The following is a 17,690-nucleotide window of genomic DNA, read 5'->3' on the forward strand; positions in this document are numbered from 1 at the left end:
TCACGCATGCCCCGCAAACCCGCCTCCGAAGACGCGCCGGCCACCTCGCCCGTCAGCGATTTCGAGCAGTCCCTGGACGCGCTCGAACAGCTGGTGGAGAAGATGGAACACGGCGAGATGAGCCTGGAAGACTCGCTGGCCGCGTACGAACGCGGCGTCGGCCTGTACCGCCGCTGCCAGAGCGCGCTGGAAGAAGCCGAATTGCGCGTGCGCCTGCTCAGCGACCCGCAGCAGCCCGCAAGCGGGGAGCCGTTCTCCACGCCGCCCCTGCAGAACGGACAGAGCCCCGGCGATGTCTGACCTCGCGCGCTGGCGCGAACGCGCCGACGCCGCGCTGCACCGTGCCCTGCCCGATCCGCACTCGCCGCCGCAGCGCCTGCACGCGGCGATGCGCCACGCCGTGCTGCTCGGCGGCAAGCGCATGCGGCCGTTGCTCGTGTACGCCGCCGGCGCCACGTTCGGCGCGAACGCCGACGCGCTGGACGCACCGGCGGTCGCGGTCGAACTGATCCACGCCTACTCGCTGGTGCACGACGATCTGCCGGCGATGGACGACGACGCCCTGCGTCGCGGCCAGCCGACGGTGCACGTCGCCTTCGACGAAGCCACCGCGATCCTCGCCGGCGACGCGCTGCAATCGCTGGCGTTCGAAGTGCTCGCATCGACCGACGCGCCCGACGCGACGCGCGTGGAGTTGCTGCGCACGCTCGCCGTCGCCTCCGGCGCGGCCGGCATGTGCGGCGGCCAGGCGCTGGACCTGGCGGCGACGGGCAACGGCGCTTCGCTGCCGGTGCAGGCGCTGGAACGCCTGCATTCGCTCAAGACCGGCGCGCTCATTCGCGCTGCCGTGCGCATGGGCGCGCTGTGCGGCGGTGCTTCGGGCGATGAGATCGAACGCCTGGACCGTTACGCCGCCGCGCTGGGCCTGGCCTTCCAGGTGCGCGACGACATCCTCGACATCGAAGGCGACAGCGCCACGCTCGGCAAGACCGCCGGCAAGGACATCGCGCAGGACAAGGCGACCTTCCCCGCGCTGATCGGCCTGGACGCCTCGCGCGCGCGTCTGGACGAACTGCGTCGCGCCATGGACGAGGCGCTGGCACCGTTCGGAGAACGCGCGAACACGCTGGCTGCGCTGGGGCGGATGGCGATCGAACGCGATCGCTGAGGAGCGCACGCGGATGCGGGTGGGGATGCGGACGCGGGCGCTGGCGGTGCGTCCGATATCGTCATCCCGGCGAAGGCCGGGACCCAGGCTGTCACGCCATCAGACACTTCACGTCGTCCGACACATCACGTCATTCCAGCGAAAGCTGGAATGACGGACACCACAAAGAGAACGCCCGCTTCAATGAAGCGGGCGTTCTGTTTTCAAACGAGTCTTCGACGCGTCGCCTACTTCACCAACCGCAACGTGAAGGGATAACGGTACGCCACGCCATCGTTGGCCTTGATCGCCGCGACGATGGTGAACACCAGCCACGCGATGCCGATCACGAACCACGCCGGAATCGCGATCAGGAACCCGATCCCCAGCGTCACGAACACCAGCACCCACAACGCGAAGAACACGATCGCCACGGTGATGTTGAAGTTGAGCGCTTCCTTCGCCTGGTCGTCGACGAAGGGCATCGTGTCCTTCTTGATCAGCCAGATGATCAGCGGGCCGAGGAAGGTGCCCCAGGCGCCGACGCCGGAGGTCAGCACCGCACCGGCGATCGCCGACAGATGCGCGAACATCGCCCACTGCCGCTGCTCGGCGGCCACGCCGCTGGGATGATCCTGCGACGGCGACGGTGGCGGCGGTGGTGTGGAGGTCTGGCTCGGGTCGAACGGATTTTCGCTCATGCCGGTTGCTCCCTGAATGGACAGCCCCACTTTCCGCCCGGCCCGATGACAGGTCAAGCGGCGCAGGTCATGCGCCGCCGCAGCGCGAGGCTCAGCTTTCCGACTCGCCGGCCACCGTCATGCGGCCGACCAGGATGGAGCCGGTGCGCACGTGTGAACGCGGGTCGACGTCACTGCCCACGGCCTCGATCGCCGCGAACATCGACTTGAGATTGCCCGCCACCGTGATGCCATCGACTGGATACTGGATCTGGCCGTCCTCGATCCAGAAGCCCGCCGCGCCGCGCGAGTAATCGCCGGTGACGTTGTTCACGCCCTGCCCCATCAGCTCGGTGACGAGCAGCCCGCGGCCCATGCCGCGCAGCATCGATTCGAAATCGCCCGCGTTCGCCTCGACCTGCAGGTTGTGCACGCCGCCGGCATTGGCCGTCGTCGCAAGGCCGAGCTTGCGCGCCGAATAGCTGCCCAGGATGTAACGCTCCAGCACGCCGTGCTTCACCAGCGACGATTCGCGCGTGGCCACGCCTTCGGCATCGAACGACGCGGAGCGATAACCGCGCGGCAGGAACGGGCGCTCGTCGATGCCGAACCAGTCCGGGAACAGCTGCTGCCCGGCCGAATCGACGAGGAAACTCGCGCGGCGATAGAGCGCGCCGCCGGACACCGCGCCGAGCAGGTGGCCGATGAGCGAACGCGCCATTTCGGCGGCGAACAGCACGGGGTACTCGCCCGTGGCGATCTGGCGCGGATCCAGGCGCGAGGCGGCGCGCTGCGCGGCCTTGCGGCCGATGGTGGCGGCCGATTCCAGGTCGTCCGCCGACAGGCCGATGCTGTACCAGCCGTCGCGCTGCATCGCATCGCCGCGGCCGGCGATCAGCGCGCAGCCCAGGCTGTGCTGCGTGCTGCGCTCGCGGCCGATGAAACCGTGCGAGTTGGCGTACACGCTGATGCTCTCGCCGGTGCCGAGCGAGGCGCCGTCGGAGTTCTCGATGCGCGGATCGGAGTCGCGGCCGGCCTGCTCGCAGGCCAGCGCCAGGTCGAGCGCACGGTCGGCGTCGATGGGCCACGGATGCCAGGAATCGAACTCGCGCAGGTCCGTCGCCATCAGCGCGGCGTCGGCCAGGCCGGCGGCGGCATCGTCCTCGGTGTGGCGGGCGATCGCGCAGGCCTGCTCGACCGTGGAATCCAGGCTGTCCTCGCGCAGGTCGGCGGTGCTGGCGCTGCCCTTGCGCTGGCCGAAGTAGACGGTGACCGAGATGCCGCGGTCGCGCGTGGACTCGACCGTCTCCACCTCGCCCATGCGGACATTGACGCTGAGGCCGGATTCCTCCGAGCACGACACCTCGGCCTGCGTGGCGCCGCGCGCGCGGCAGTGGTCCAGCAGGCGCTGGGACAGGCCGGCGAGCGCCTCCAGGCGCGCGTGGCTGTCGCCGAGCGAGGCGGCGTAGGCGGTCGGGTTCAGGGTGGCGATCTGGCTCAAGAGGGGGTCCTTCGGGGTTTTTCAGGCGCCGGACTCGCAGGATGAACGCGGAAAAGCCCGTGTGAAGTGCTTTATCCGCGGCGATCCGCGAAAATCCGTGCCGGAGACTTTGGAAACAACAGGTGCGCCATGCGCGGTAGAGACGACGAAACCGGTGAATTCTTCAGCCCCAGCCGCAGCCAGAACCGGCGCGAGGCGCTGGAGGTGCTGGCGCTGGGCGAGAAGCTGGTGTCGCTGACGGAGGCGCAGCTGGCCAAGCTGCCCGTGCCCGATTCGCTGCTGCCGCACATCCGCGAGTGCAAGCGCATCACCGCGAACATCGCGCACAAGCGTCAGCTGGCGTACCTGGCCAAGCAGATGCGCCGCGAGGACGACGAGGTGCTGGAGGCGATCCGCGACGCGCTCGACGAGGACGGCGAGGCCGCGCGGCGCGAAGTGGCGGCGATGCATCGCATCGAAGCGTGGCGCGAGCGCCTGATCGCCGACGGCGATGCGGCGCTGGCGCAACTGCTCGACGAATACCCGACGGCCGACCGCCAGCATCTGCGCGCCCTGGTCCGCAGCGCGCTGGACGAGCGCAACAAGAACAAGCCGCCGCGCGCGTTCCGCGAGCTGTATCGGGAGCTGCGCGAGTTGATTCTCGGTGGCGCGAACGCGGCGGACGATGCCGAAGACGACGGCTCCGACGAACGCCTGCAGGACTGATCTGAGCGGCGCCTGCCGAAAAGACGTCAACTCCATCGCAGGATTCGCCATCCCAGCAAAAGCTGGGATCCATCTTGATCTCACGCCGAGCTTCATTCGCTGCGCGTCGAACGCAGAAGCAACATGGATCCCAGCTTTTGCTGGGATGACGAGGCGACCGGGTCCGGCTTGGTCCATTGCCACGTCTCGCTCCTGAATCCCCGCATCAAGCCTGCGTACCGCCCACCGTCAGCTGGTCGATCAGCAACGACGGCTGGCCCACGCCCACCGGCACGCTCTGGCCGTCCTTGCCGCATACGCCGACGCCTTCGTCCAGCGCGAGGTCGTGGCCGATCATCTTCACGCGCTGCATGGTTTCAGGGCCGTTGCCGATCAGCGTGGCGCCCTTCACCGGCGCGGTGATCTTGCCGTCCTCGATGAGGTAGGCCTCGGTCGCGGAGAACACGTACTTGCCGCTGGTGATGTCCACCTGGCCGCCGCCGAAGTTCACCGCGTACAGGCCCTTCTTCACCGAGCGGATCATCTCTTCCGGATCGTGCTGTCCGGCGAGCATGTAGGTGTTGGTCATGCGCGGCATCGGCAGGTGCGCGAAGGATTCGCGACGGCCGTTGCCGGTGGGCGCCATGCCCATCAGGCGCGCGTTGAGCGTGTCCTGCATGTAGCCCACGAGCACGCCGTCCTCGATCAGCGTCGTGCAGTTGGTCGGCGTGCCTTCGTCGTCGACGTTGAGCGAACCGCGACGTCCCGGCAGCGTGCCGTCGTCGACGATGGTCACGCCGGGCGAGGCCACGCGCTGGCCCATGCGGCCGGCATAGGTGGAGGTGCCCTTGCGGTTGAAGTCGCCTTCCAGGCCGTGGCCGACCGCTTCGTGCAGCAGCACGCCCGGCCAGCCGCTGCCGAGCACCACCGGCATCACGCCGGCCGGCGCGTCGATCGCCTCCAGGTTCACCAGCGCCTGGCGCAATGCTTCGCGCGCGAGCTTCTCGGGCTTGTCGCCGTCGAGCAGTTCGGAATAGCTGTAGCGACCGCCACCGCCGGCATAACCACTTTCGCGGCGGCCGTTCTGTTCGACGATCACCTGCACGTTCAATCGCACCAGCGGGCGCACGTCGGCGGCGAGCACGCCGTCGCTGCGCGCGACCAGGATGGTGTCGACGCCGCCGGACAGGCTCACCATCACCTGCTGCACGCGCGGATCGGCCGCGCGCAGCAGCTTGTCGACGCGACGCAGCGCTTCGACCTTGGCTTCGTTGGCGTAGCCATCGATGGGGTCTTCGGGCACGTAGAGTTCGCGACCGCCGCCGCGCACCAGCGAATGCGGCGCCTGCACCGAGCCGTCGCGGGCGATGGCACGCGCCGACTTGGAGGCGGCGAGCAACGCCTGCGTGTTGATTTCATCCGAATAGGCGAAGCCGGTCTTCTCGCCGCTGATGGCGCGCACGCCCACGCCCTGCTCGATCGAATGCGCGCCGTCCTTGACGATGCCGTCCTCCACCGTCCAGCTCTCGCGGCGCGCGTGCTGGAAATAGAGGTCGCCGAAATCCACGCCCGGGCCGAGCAACGTGCCGAAGGTGCGTTCGAGCCCGACCGCGTCGAGCCCGGCGGGCAGCAGCAGGCGGTGTTCGGCGATCTGGATGGGCAGGGTCATTCGGCTTCTCTGGAGTGGATCGGGAGCCCACGGGCCGTGCGCGGATGCGGCGTTCCGGCCGGAAAGCCCGGCGGACACGGCGGTGGAGGGTCAGGAACGAGATGGTGGCACAACCGGCGAACGCAACGGCTTCACGTGGCGGCCGGGCGGCAGGAAACGCGGCATTTTCGGTGTGGGGCACGCGAAAGCAGCTTCTTGCCCCTCTCCCCTCGTCTCGTCCCGCCCGGCCCGAGCGCGTAGCGCTCGGGCGTTCGCCAGCGCGCGAACCCGTGGTTCGCAGGCAGCGCTGGCTCACCCCTCCGGTTTCGGCTCTCCCGCCTTCGCCTGGCCGGACTGGCTGCCCACAACCTCCACCTTCGGCTCCTTCCACGGCCCCGTGACGCGGTACGTCCGCGAGGCCATCTCGCCGATGGGTTTCTGCAGCACCGCATTGGCTGCCGCGCCGATGGCGGCACCGACGGGGCCGGCGGCGATCGCGCCGGCCACGGTCAGCAGGTTGCCGGCCTTCGGGCGTACTTCGATGGTCTGGTCGAAAGTCTGCGCGCGCAGGTTCGCCGTGCCGCGAATGCCGATGGACGCAGCCGGCCCATCAATGGACAGGTTGTCGCTGTGCGCCATGCCGCCGGCGAAGTTCACCTTGCCGCCGGCGCGGTTGAAGGCGAAGCCCTTGTTGAAGAAGTCGCGGAAGTCGAGCATCAGCCGGCGCGGCAGTTGCGCCAGGCTCAGCAGGCCGAGCACGCGGCCCGCGCCGGGTTCGACTTCCAGCAGGCGGCCGTCGCGGATGTCGGCCTCCAGGCTGCCGTCGAGCGAAGCGACGTTGAACGCCGCCGGGCTCCCCGCCCAACCCGCCGCGAAGTGCATCGTCCCGACGCCGCCGCCGAGCTGCCGGCCCATGCCGAACCCGGCCAGCAGGCTGCCCAGGTCCTGGCTGTCGATGCGCACGTCCAGTTGGGTGCGCGCGGTCGCGCCGCGTCCGTTCCAGTCGCCGCTCACGTCGATGCGCTGCTTGTCCGAACGCATCTGCACTTGGTCGATGCGCATGCCGGTCGCGGTCGGCAGCGTGCGCAGCTTCGCTTCCCCCAGGCGCGCGTCAGACACGCGCAGGTCGGCGATGTCGATCGTGAGCGGCGGAATCTTCGCCGGATTGAACGCATCGTCGGCAGGCGGCGCGGACGGAGGCGGTGTCGGCAGGCCCGCGGGCGGTGCGGGTTGCTTCGGCGCGCGCCAGTACATGCGATCGAAACGGCCGGCGATGGCCGCACCTTCGGCCGCCGGAATCAGCACCGCGCCCTGCAGCGCCGCGCCTTCCGCCTGAACTGCAGTGGCGCCCTGTGCCGCCGGCACCACCACCAGATGCGTGTCGTTGAACACGCCTCCCAGCAGGTTCAGGCGCTGCGCGGTCACGTCGATGCGTTGCAGTGACAGGCCTTCGCCGCCACCGCCGCCTTCGAGCAGCGCGATCCAGTCGATCGCATCCAGCTCGTTCGCACGGCCCGTCGCCACCAGTCCGCGCGCGGGCGGCACATCGTCCACGCGGTTGCTGCCGAGCGCCAGGCGCACGCCGGTCTGTCCGTTCTGGCTGCGCGCGCGCACCGCGATGACGTTGCCCAGGTTCACGCGAATGTCGCCGCTGCCCATCGGCAACGGTGTTTCCACCGCCGTCGCCAGCGATTCGTCGGCGTCCTTGCGCAACGGTTCGGGCAGCGTGAGCGCGGTGCCGACCAGGTTGGACTGCAACTGCAACATCGTCGGCGCGGTCTTGCCGGCGGCGACCTTGGGAATCGCGATGCCGACCGTCCACGACGAGCGCCCATCCACGTGCGGCTTCAGCCACGCCATTTCAGGCGCGCGGTCGAGCAGTTCCTTCGTGCCCATCTGCGCGTCCAGGCCGGCTTCGAACGCGTTGCCCTTGTCGCGCACGAACGCCTCGCCGGCGCGCAGCGACAGCGTGCCGGGCTGACCCTCGTGACGCACCTTCAGGCCGTCGGCGCGGAAGCCGCCGCGCGCGTACTCGGCGCGTCCGCTGACCTGGTCGAAGTCGAGCTTCCAGCGCGGATCGCCCAGCTTGGCGTTGTCGAGCTGCACCGTGCCGCCGATCGCCGTGACCGCATTGGGATGCAGCGGCATGTTCATGTCGAACCCGACCTTGGCCGGGCCGCTGGCGACGACGTTCTTGAGCGTCTCGCCGTGTTCCTTCTGCAACGGGCTTCGGCGCAGCAGTTCGAGCAGCTGCGCCGCATCGGCGGCGCCTTGCGCCTGCACGGTGAGTGCGCCGCCGCGGTAATGATCGATGCCGGCGCGGATCTGGCCGATGGCCACGCCCGCAATGCGTCCGCGTCCCTGCACGGTGAAGCCGTCGGCGATGAAGGCCACGTCGGCGTCGAGGTTCTCCGCCGCCGGCCAGTCGGGCTGGAACTTGACCGACGCCCCGTCGAGCTTCGCGGTCGCTTCGAACAGGCCGTTGCGATCGCGGAACGGCCAGTCGTCCAGATCGCCGGACACCACGGCGTGCCCATCGCGCAGGCGCCCGCCGACCAGCGCCGAATCCAGCCAATCCACCACCTTGGGCGACATCAGGTGGCGGACCCAGAAGCCCTTGGCGACGGGCACCTGGGTTTCATCGATGTCGGCGGCGATGTCGATGCGCGGGCGCGAACCGTCGCCCTGCCACCACAGGCCACCGCGTGCATGCACGCCGAAATCGGGGCCCTTGATGGCCAGTGCCGGCGTACCGATGCGCCAGCCGTTGCCTTCGCGCCATCCGGCGACCGAACCCTGCAACGCCACCGTGTGCGCGACGCCGAATCCGCGCGGCCAGTCGAAACGCATCGGCGAGGCGGGATCGAGCTGCAGCGCGAAGCCGTCCGCATCGCCCAGGAATTGCCCGGCCAGTCCGCTCACGCCCGGCGCGTTGCCGACGGCGTCGAAGCCGAACGCCGCGATGCGCGCCTGCGCGCGCAATCCACCGCCACGCACGCCGGCCACTTCGACGTTCTGCAGCGAAACGCGCGGACGCGTGTTGTGCAGCCACACGCGCAGGCCCGGTGCGAGGTGATCGCTCAGGGACGCGGCGGTGAGCAGCGGACCGGCATCGATGCGGTCGGCGAGCAGCGCATAACGGCGGCCACCGGCGACGACGAGGCCGTCGAGCTTCTGCGCTTCCTTGCCGGTGTCGATGCGCAGCGTCTTGGCATCCACGCGCCAGCCGCCGTCGATGACGCGCCAGCGCGCCAGCGCCGCCACGCGCGTGAACTGGACGCGCGGCACCGCGCCGCCCGCGAGCGGCGCGCCGCGCAGGCCGACGCGCTCGAGCGCGACGTCGGCGGTGACCTGGGTGATGCGGTGGTCGCGCAGTTCGGCCCAGGCTTGCGCGCGGCCTTCGCCGGATTCGCTGCCGATGCCGGCGATCTGCAACAGCGGCGCCCATGCCGCCAGATCGGCGCGGCGCGCGCCCATGTAGGCGCGGCCGTCGCCCTTGATGCGGTCGAAATCGAGCACCGTGTCCAGCGTCGAGGACGCAACGCCTGTCGAATTCACGCTGGGCCATGCACGCACGCCGGCGCGCACGCGCGGACCGTCGACACGCAGGCGCAGGTTGATGCGCGGGACTTGCGCATTGATGCCCAGGTTGGGCGCGATCACGGTGATCTTGCCGTCGATCACCTGCAGCTCGCCCAGTCCTTCCAACGCGGAGAACGGATCGCGCTGCGGCTGCTCCTGGCCCGGCAGGCCGCGCACCTTCCAGCGACCGTCGGCGGCGCGTTCCAGCGTCAGGTCCAGTCCACGCAGGCGCAGCTCGGAGAACGCATGCCCCGGCAGCAGGCCGGCGTACACGGAGACGAGCATTTCCGTGTCGCCGACGGTGAACGCCGAATCGCCCGCGCCGATGCGCAGGTTGTCCAGCCGCAACAGCGGGCCGCGGCGCGTCCACGCGGTCTGCACCTTGTCGAACGAGACCGGCCTGCCCGCGCGTTCACTCAACCATGCGGCCACGCGCTGCGGGTTGCTCTCCGCCAACGGCAGCACCTGGCTCGCCACCGCCAGCACCAGCGCGACCAGCACCAGCGAGAGCGCGACGAGATAGCCCAGCCCGCGACGGGCCATGCGCATGCGGCGGCGCATCGGAGTCGGCATCGTTCAGCTCGCGCGCAAAGGGAACCGGGAGACGGAATGGCGCATCCGGCCATTCTCCCGCCACGTACGAGAACGCCGCGTTACCGCGGCGTCGACCCTCCGGTGTTCCCGGCGGCGCATCAGTTCACAGCAGCACGACATCGAACTGCTCCTGCGCGTACTGGTCGTCCGCCTGGAAGCGGATCGACTTGCCCAGGAATTCCTCCAACTCGGCCACCGCGGCGGACTCTTCGTCCGTGATGCGCGCGACGACCTTCGAAGACGCGATCACCATCAGTCGCTGCGCATCGAACTGGCGCACCTGGCGGACGATGTCGCGGAAGATCTCGTAGGTCACCGTTTCGGGCGTCTTCAGCGTGCCGCGCCCGCCGCATTCGTGGCAGGGCTCGCACAGCTGGCGCTCCAGGCTTTCGGTGGTGCGCTTGCGCGTCATCTCCACCAGGCCCAGCGGCGAGAACTCGTACACCGTGGTCTTGGCGTGGTCGCGCGCGAGCGACTTCTCCAACTGCCGCAGCACCTGGCGCTTGTGCTCGGAATCGGTCATGTCGATGAAGTCGATGATGATGATGCCGCCCAGGTTGCGCAGGCGCAGCTGGCGCGCGACCGACTGCGCCGCTTCCAGGTTGGTGCGGTACACCGTCTCTTCGAGGTTGCGCTGGCCGAGGAACGAACCGGTGTTGATGTCCACCGTCGTCATCGCTTCGGTCTGGTCGATGACGAGGTAGCCGCCGGACTTGAGCGGCACTTCCTTGTCGAGGGCGCGCTGGATTTCGTCTTCGACGCCGTAGAGGTCGAAGATCGGGCGCGCGCCGGTGTAGTGCTCGATCTTCTCGTCGAGCCCGGGCATGTACTGCGCGGCGAACACGCGCAGGCGCTCGCAGGTCTCGCGCGAATCCACGCGCACCTTTTCCACGTCCTTGCGCATCAGGTCGCGCACGGCACGCAGCGGCAGGTTGAGGTCTTCGTACACGCGCTCGCCGACGCGGGCGCTGCGCGCGCGTTCCTCGATCAGGCCCCACACGCGGCCCAGGTAAGCGACGTCCTCGGCGAGCTGCTCCTCCGGCTGGCCTTCGGCATTGGTGCGCACGATGTAGCCGTGGCCGTCGCCCGTGGGCGCCAGCGAGGTGATGTGGGTCTTCAGGCGCGCGCGCTCGGCTTCGTCCTCGATGCGCGCCGACACGCCGACCACGCGCGTGCGCGGCAGCAGGACGAGGTAGCGCGAGGGAATGCTCAGCTGCGTGGTCAGGCGCGCGCCCTTGCTGCCGATGGGATCCTTCACCACCTGCACGACGATCTCCTGCCCTTCGCGCAGGAGTTCGGCGATGGGCCGCGTCGGCGTCGGCGGCAGCGGGGCTTCCTCGCCGGCGTTGTCGCCTTCGGCCACCGGCGTGGGCTTGACGATGTCGGCTGCGTGCAGGAACGCCGCGCGCTCCAGGCCGATGTCGACGAACGCCGCCTGCATGCCCGGCATCACGCGCTGGACCTTGCCCTTGTAGATGTTGCCCACCACCCCGCGACGCCAGCCGCGCTCGATGTGCAATTCCTGCAGCATGCCGTTCTCGACGACGGCGACGCGGGTTTCGCGGGGGGTGACGTTGACCAGGATCTCTTCGCTCACTTCACCACTCCGAACTCGCGCAGCAGCGTGGCCGTCTCGTACAGCGGCAGCCCCATGACACCGGAATAGCTGCCGGACAGTCGGGTGGTGAAGGCCTCCGCGAGGCCCTGGATGGCATAGGCCCCGGCGCGCCCGTGCGGCTCGCCGCTGGCGACGTAGGCGTCGATCTGCGCCGGGGTCAGTTCGGCGAACGTCACCTCCGACACCGATACGGCCTGGCCCTCGCGCGCGGGCGAGACCACCGAAACGGCGGAGATGACCTGGTGGGTGCGGCCCGACAGCCGGCGCAGCATCGCGGCGGCGTCCGCCTCGTCGGCGGGCTTGCCGAAGACTTCGCCGTCCAGCACGACCTCGGTGTCGGACCCCAGCACGACCGCGGCGGGGTTGCCGACGACGCGCAGCAGCCCGGCCCCCGCCTTTTCGCGGGCGACCCGGCGCACGTAGTCCTCGGCGGGCTCGCCGGGCTGCGGGTGTTCGGGGATGTCGATGTCCAGGACGCCGAACTCGGCGCCGGGCTGGCTCGAGAGCAGCCGGCCCAGCAATTCGTGACGGCGAGGGGATTTGGAGGCGAGATACAGCATCGAGGAAGAATAACCCGCGCTGACTGACGGACCGAACGGGCATTATCTGCAACCCCGACCGGGCTCACGAATCGTTCACCGGAACGCCAAGACCCTAGGGCCCGTCGCTGACGGCCGGCCCTACCACCCCAAGGAGTTGTCATGCCCCAGCTGTCCCGCCTCTCCCTGCGCCCCCTCGTCATCGCCGCCGCCCTCGCTTTTGGAGCCCTGCCCGCCGTGAGCCCCGCCCAGACCACGCCCTTCGTCGCCACCGACGGCACGCTGCTCAACGTGTCGGCGCAGGCCGAGGCCCGTCGCACGCCGGACATCGCGACCCTGTCCACGGGCGTGGTGACGCAGGCCGCCGACGCCAACGCCGCCATGCGCGCCAATGCCGAACAGATGGCCAAGGTGGTCGCGGCGATCAAGGCCGCCGGCATCGCCGAGCGCGACGTCCAGACCAGCGGCGTCAACCTCAACCCGCAATACAAGTACGGCGACAACCAGCCGCCGACCATCACCGGCTACCAGGCGATGAACAACGTCAACGTCGTGGTGCGCGACATCAACAAGCTGGGCAAGATCATGGACGCGCTGGTGGCCACCGGCGCCAACCAGATCAACGGCCCCACTTTCGACCTGGACGAAGGCAAGAAGGAAGCCGCCTACGACGAAGCCCGTCGCGCGGCGGTGGAGAAGGCCCAGGCCCGCGCCGAGATGTACGCCAAGACGCTGGGCAAGAAGGTGCGCCGCATCGTCAGCATCAGCGAGGGCGGCAACTTCGCCCCGCCGCGCCCGATGCCGATGATGGCGATGAAGGCGATGGATCGCATGGAATCCACGCCGATCTCACCGGGCGAAAACGTTCTGTCGGTCAACATCGACGTGGTGTTCGAACTCGGGAACTGACCATGTCGAAGTCCGGCAAGACCGCTCCGCCCGCCGCCGATCCCAAGCCCGGTCGTAACCCGGGCTACGCGGAGACCGAACCGCGCGATCGCGAGGACGCGCATTCTCCGAAGCCTCGCGACAAACCGCATCCCGACGATGGCGGGTTGGATCGCAAGCCGGAGACGGAACCGGACAAACCCTGACATCGCCGATCGTTCTACAAACGGGCCCGCCACGCGGGCCCGTTTCTTTTGTGCGTCCTCAACCCCGTAACGCGCGCGGGTGCGTTTGCGGTCATGGCACACCCCAGGAGGTCACGCCATGGCACACGCGATCCACTTCCCTTCCGGCACCACGCGCGATCCGATCGACGGCGGCCGCATCGCCGCGAACACGGGAACCCTGCTGATCAACGGCGCGGTGGTGCTCGCGCTGCTGGTGCCGTTGTCCCAGCAGATCGTGCAAGCGCCGGTGCAACGCGACGATGCGATCCAGATCGTGCAACTGGAAAAGCCCAAGCCCATCGTTCCGCTGCCGCCCGACCCCGTCGAGATCGTTCGCAAGCCGCCGCCCCCCACCTCGCAACCGGTGCGCACGCCGCAACCCGTCGCGCGCGTCGAACAGCAGGTCGTGGATTCTCAGCCGGGCGATGTCGCGATCACCGCGCCGGACGTCGCCATCGACACCACACCATCGCTGGAGCCCGTCGCACCGCCGGCCGCGGCGCAGTTGCAGGCGCTGGTGTCGCCGCCTCCGCCGTATCCGGGCGACGCGATGCGCGCCGGACTGAGCGGCACGGTGGAGCTGGAGATCCTCGTCGGTGCCGACGGCCAGCCGCTTGACGTGCGCGTGGTGCGCAGCAGCGGGCACCGCGTGCTCGATCAGGCCGCGCGTCGCACGGTGCTGTCGAAGTGGCGTTTCCAGCCGGCCACGCGCGACGGACGCGCGGTGGAGGCGCTTGGACGTGTTCCGATCGAGTTCAAGCTGTAGTGCGGGGTAGCACCCCCTCGCGTGGATAGCACGCAGCCCGCTGCGTGCTGCCAACCGCATCAGACTTCTTCGCATATCGAAGCAGAAAGCCGGTCAAGACACTGAAGCCGCTCCGGGTGACCGGGGCGGCTTTTTTGTTTGGCAGGCGTATCCGAGTCGCGCGACAGCGACATCCGCCTGCAGGCGTCCGCTCCGCCACGCAAGCGCCTGCGCAGCCACACGTTGCGTGCACACCGTCTTCCAACTTCACAGACAAGGCTTCCGCCATGGAATCTCGCAAGGGAAAACCGAACTTCGCTTTCAACAAGCATCCTCTGGCAAGCATCATCGGCGTGTTCTTCCTCAACAGTAGTCCGGCGGCGTACGCCCAGGCCTGCATCGTTTCTTCGACGTCAGGCACCGACGTCCCGGCCACCGCGTCCTGTACGGCTGGGCAGATGGTCCTATTTGCCAGCGGAAGGGGCAGCAGCATCACCGGCGCTCCCGGCATTGCGCTGGCGACCTCTGGTCCATCAAGAGCCACCGTTCGTGCTCAAGAGGAAGGAGCATTGACGCTCGATGGAGGATCGGTCACCTCCAGCGGAAATTCGGCTATCGCAGTCAGTACCCAGTCGCTTGCGCATGCGTCGCTCAGGAATGTAGTCATCACCTCGACGGGAGATTCCACAGCAGGTCCGACTGGCGGCGTCTTGTCCGAGACTGGATCCACTGCACGCCTGATCGGCGGGTCTGTCAGTTACACCGGCACCAACGGAAACGCTGTGAATGTCTTCAGCGAGGCATCGGATGCGGCGGAGTCCGTCGTAACGCTGGAAGGAACCACCGTCACGGCCAACGGGCTCGGTGCATGGGGCATCAATTTGCAAGGTGGCAAGGCGGTGGTGCGCGATACCACCATCAATACGCGGGGCGAGATCGCCGACGGCATCCACCTGACCGACCATTTCGCCAGGTACGACGACGGGTCCACGCTGGTTCTGGAGGGCAACAACACCATCGTGACGGATGGGGTGCAAGCCAATGGCATCGCCATCAGTGGCGGCGCCCAGCTGACCATCGATGGCACCACCAATCGTCTGCCCGACACCACCGTGAAGGGGAGGCGAAGCGCGGTGCTATACGCGGATCAGGTAAGCGCGCCAGTGGGCGCCGTCTCCCTGATTACCGTTCAGAACGGCACCCGGATAACCAACGGCGGCAGCTACGAAGGGACGATCGGTGTACGGGCGAAGGACGGTGCCCGGGTTTCGCTGATGTCGGGAACGGTCGTCAGCATGTCGGGGACCTCGGTGGAAGGCGTACGCGCCGACAACTTGGGCAGCCGGATCTCGGTTGATCACAGCCAGATCGAAGTCGCCGGCTCCGGAGCACAGGGCGCCCGCCTGGAAAACGAAGGCCGGCTGGAATTGAACGCGAGCACGCTCCAGGCCAGCGGAACGGACGCCACGGCATTGCGCATGATTGGCGTGAGCACCCAACTGGTGAACACCGCCACGCTCGATGCCAGCACCCTGACCAGCACCGACGGGCCGACGATCAGCGTTCTCGGCGGCGATGCCACTGTCGCGGCGACAGACTCGGAGATCACCAACAGCCGCAATGGCATCGTCCTGTCGAGCACACAGGACAGCATCGTGAGGCTCAATGCGGTCAACTCGTCCATCCGCGGCACCGTCCAGACGGAGGCAGGCAGCCGGGCGACACTCGCGTTGGACGCCACAAGCCTGTGGAGCCTCACTGGCAACTCCAGCCTGACCACCCTGACCAATGAAGGCACGATCGCCTTCACCGCTCCCGCGGCAAGCGGCTTCAAGACCCTGGTGACCACGGGCAATTACGCCGGCGACGGGCTGATCGTGCTGAACACTCAGCTCGGCGACGACAGTTCGCCCAGTGACAAGTTGATCGTGAAAGGCGACACCAGCGGCGACGGCCGGCTGCGCGTTCTCAATGCAGGCGGCGCAGGCGCGGCTACTGCACAGGGCATCGAGGTCGTCCAGGTGGACGGCACGTCCACGGGCACCTTTGCGCTCGACGGCCGCGCCGTGGCCGGTGCGTACGAGTACCGGCTGCACCAGGGCGGCAACGCGGCCGCGGGCGGCGATCCCACCGATGGCAACTGGTATCTCCGATCGGAAGCGACCCCTCCTGTTCCGCCCGTTCCGCCTGTACCGCCCGTGCCTCCAACACCGCCGACGCCGCCCGCACCTCCCGTGCCGCCGGTGACGCCCATCACTCCCACTCCGAGCGGCCCGACCTCCCCCATCCCGCTCTACAGACCCGAACCCGCGGCCTACCTCGCCAATCAGGCCGCGTCGACCCGCATGTTCAATCACGCCATGCACGATCGCATGGGCGAGCCGAACCTCGGCCTACACGGCGCCGATGGCCGCACGTCAGCGGCCTGGGTGCGCGTCACGCGGAACCAGATGGACGGACGCACCGGCGAGAATCAGCTCGATGCCGGCACGGACACTTCGGCGCTGCAGATCGGCGGGGAGATCGCACGCTGGAACGATGACAGCCGTTTCCATCTCGGCCTGATGGGCGGCACCGGACGCGCCGAAACCCGCGTGACCTCCACCGCGCTGACATCCGCCGCCAAGGGCAAGGTGATCGGCTACAGCCTGGGCCTGTACGGCAGCTGGTTCGCCAACGCGAAGGACTCCACCGGCCTGTATCTCGACAGCTGGCTGCAGTACGGCCGTTACGACAACAAGGTGCACGGCGACTACCTGGCAGAGGAACGCTACGACTCGCGTGCGCTGGCGGCATCGGTCGAAGCTGGCTACGCCGCACGTTTGAGCTCCGGCGGGAAGACCGACTTCTACATCGAACCGCAGGCGCAGGCGATCTTCAACGACTACTCCGCCTCGCGGCATGTCGAGAACAACGGCACCGTCATCGATCAGGTCAAGGCCGGCGGTTGGACCACCCGAGTCGGTGTGCGCTTCTACGGCCATGCCGCAGACGCGGACGCCAACCTCGTGCAGCCCTTCGTCACCCTCAACTGGTGGCGCGACAGCGATGCACATGCCATGTCGTTCAACGACACCAGGCTGGCGCTGCAACTGCCGCGCGACCGCTACGACGCCAAGCTGGGCGCGCAGGCGCAGCTCGGCGGCGGCTGGACGGGCTGGGGCGACCTGGGCCTCACCTACGGCGCCGGCGATTACCGCGATGTCGCGGGCCAACTCGGCCTGAACTATCGCTGGTAAGCCCGTCACCAGTGGCGATCGCGAAGCCACCCCGGGCATACCGGGGTGGCTTTTTCATTCCAGGGGAACGGCGCCCTCAGGCGCGGTGATACGGATGATTCGCCAGCAACGCAGCCGCGCGATACAGCTGTTCGGCGAGCACCAGCCGCACCAGCATGTGCGGCAGCGTCAGCGGGCCGAGCGACCAGGATTCATCGCCGCGCGCGATCACGTCGGGCGCATGGCCTTCGGGCCCGCCGATCAGGAACGCGAGGTCGCGACCCTGCGCGCGCCAATGTTCGAGCCGCTGCGAGAGCTGTTCCGACGACCATGTGCGTCCGCGTCCATCCAGCGTGACCACCAGCGCGTTCTTAGGCAACGCGGCGATCACGCGGGCCCCTTCGTCGGTTGTTGCGCGCACGGCGTCGCGGCCCTTGCCGCGCAGGCCGGGCTCGATCTCCACCAGTTCCAGCGGCAGCCAGTGCGACAGCCGCTTCTGGTACTCGCCGAATCCCTCGGCCACCCAGCGCGGTGCGCGCTCGCCCACGGCGATCAGTTTCGCTTTCATCGTCACGATGGTAGCGGCTGCGCGTCACGATGCCGCGCATTGACGCGAGGC

Annotated in this window: 14 protein-coding genes; 7 read left to right on the forward strand and 7 right to left on the reverse strand. The window is 68.6% G+C overall.

Annotation, left to right across the window (positions count from 1 at the left end):
- Positions 1 to 6: 6 nt before the first annotated feature.
- Complete coding sequence (locus tag JI752_RS02775) at positions 7 to 300, forward strand: exodeoxyribonuclease VII small subunit (RefSeq protein ID WP_216958845.1); 294 nt, start codon at positions 7 to 9, stop codon at positions 298 to 300.
- Positions 293 to 1,168, forward strand: coding sequence for a (2E,6E)-farnesyl diphosphate synthase (gene ispA, locus JI752_RS02780; RefSeq protein WP_216958847.1), 876 nt, complete (start codon positions 293 to 295; stop codon positions 1,166 to 1,168). The genes JI752_RS02775 and ispA overlap by 8 nt, the downstream gene beginning before the upstream one ends.
- Positions 1,169 to 1,395: 227 nt before the next feature.
- Here the strand turns inward: ispA and JI752_RS02785 are convergent, their stop codons facing one another.
- Together JI752_RS02785 and pmbA are read right to left on the reverse strand one after the other, a co-directional pair.
- Positions 1,396 to 1,848 carry a DUF4870 domain-containing protein gene (locus JI752_RS02785; RefSeq protein ID WP_256448096.1) on the reverse strand — a complete coding sequence of 151 codons (453 nt, stop codon included), beginning with the start codon at positions 1,846 to 1,848 and terminating at the stop codon, positions 1,396 to 1,398.
- 91 nt (positions 1,849 to 1,939) lie between these two features.
- Positions 1,940 to 3,310 carry a metalloprotease PmbA gene (gene pmbA, locus JI752_RS02790; protein WP_216961753.1) on the reverse strand — a complete coding sequence of 457 codons (1,371 nt, stop codon included), beginning with the start codon at positions 3,308 to 3,310 and terminating at the stop codon, positions 1,940 to 1,942.
- Positions 3,311 to 3,457: 147 nt separating this feature from the next.
- Here pmbA and yjgA point away from each other — a divergent pair, with 147 nt between their 5' ends.
- Positions 3,458 to 4,033: a ribosome biogenesis factor YjgA gene (gene yjgA / locus JI752_RS02795; protein WP_216958849.1), complete on the forward strand. Its 576-nt coding sequence runs from the start codon at positions 3,458 to 3,460 to the stop codon at positions 4,031 to 4,033.
- A 205-nt stretch (positions 4,034 to 4,238) separates the two neighbouring features.
- On the opposite strand, the gene tldD is transcribed toward yjgA, so the two are convergent.
- The 4 genes from tldD to JI752_RS02815 form a co-directional block, all read right to left on the reverse strand.
- A complete protein-coding gene (gene tldD / locus JI752_RS02800; protein WP_216958852.1) occupies positions 4,239 to 5,681 on the reverse strand; it encodes a metalloprotease TldD in 1,443 nt (480 codons plus the stop codon).
- 291 nt (positions 5,682 to 5,972) lie between these two features.
- On the reverse strand, positions 5,973 to 9,815 hold the full coding sequence (locus JI752_RS02805; RefSeq protein ID WP_216958855.1) for a YhdP family protein: 3,843 nt from the start codon (positions 9,813 to 9,815) through the stop codon (positions 5,973 to 5,975).
- A 124-nt stretch (positions 9,816 to 9,939) separates the two neighbouring features.
- The gene (gene rng, locus JI752_RS02810) at positions 9,940 to 11,433 is read right to left on the reverse strand and encodes a ribonuclease G (protein WP_216958858.1); all 1,494 of its coding nucleotides are present in this window, start codon (positions 11,431 to 11,433) and stop codon (positions 9,940 to 9,942) included.
- Complete coding sequence (locus JI752_RS02815) at positions 11,430 to 12,014, reverse strand: Maf family protein (RefSeq protein WP_216958860.1); 585 nt, start codon at positions 12,012 to 12,014, stop codon at positions 11,430 to 11,432. The genes rng and JI752_RS02815 overlap by 4 nt, the downstream gene beginning before the upstream one ends.
- Before the next feature lie 141 nt (positions 12,015 to 12,155).
- On the opposite strand from JI752_RS02815, the gene JI752_RS02820 reads away from it, so the two are divergent.
- The 4 genes from JI752_RS02820 (at position 12,156) to JI752_RS02835 (ending at position 17,092) form a co-directional block, all read left to right on the forward strand.
- The gene (locus tag JI752_RS02820) at positions 12,156 to 12,902 is read left to right on the forward strand and encodes an SIMPL domain-containing protein (protein WP_216958863.1); all 747 of its coding nucleotides are present in this window, start codon (positions 12,156 to 12,158) and stop codon (positions 12,900 to 12,902) included.
- Positions 12,903 to 12,904: 2 nt separating this feature from the next.
- The gene (locus JI752_RS02825) at positions 12,905 to 13,087 is read left to right on the forward strand and encodes a hypothetical protein (RefSeq protein WP_216958866.1); all 183 of its coding nucleotides are present in this window, start codon (positions 12,905 to 12,907) and stop codon (positions 13,085 to 13,087) included.
- A 118-nt stretch (positions 13,088 to 13,205) separates the two neighbouring features.
- A complete protein-coding gene (locus tag JI752_RS02830) occupies positions 13,206 to 13,874 on the forward strand; it encodes an energy transducer TonB (protein ID WP_216958869.1) in 669 nt (222 codons plus the stop codon).
- 266 nt (positions 13,875 to 14,140) lie between these two features.
- On the forward strand, positions 14,141 to 17,092 hold the full coding sequence (locus JI752_RS02835) for an autotransporter outer membrane beta-barrel domain-containing protein (protein WP_216958872.1): 2,952 nt from the start codon (positions 14,141 to 14,143) through the stop codon (positions 17,090 to 17,092).
- Positions 17,093 to 17,168: 76 nt separating this feature from the next.
- On the opposite strand, the gene rlmH is transcribed toward JI752_RS02835, so the two are convergent.
- Positions 17,169 to 17,639: a 23S rRNA (pseudouridine(1915)-N(3))-methyltransferase RlmH gene (rlmH, locus tag JI752_RS02840; protein ID WP_216958875.1), complete on the reverse strand. Its 471-nt coding sequence runs from the start codon at positions 17,637 to 17,639 to the stop codon at positions 17,169 to 17,171.
- Between the last annotated feature and the right edge of the window lie 51 nt (positions 17,640 to 17,690).

This window comes from Lysobacter sp. MMG2, assembly GCF_016735495.2.
Taxonomy (GTDB): Bacteria; Pseudomonadota; Gammaproteobacteria; order Xanthomonadales; family Xanthomonadaceae; genus Lysobacter_J.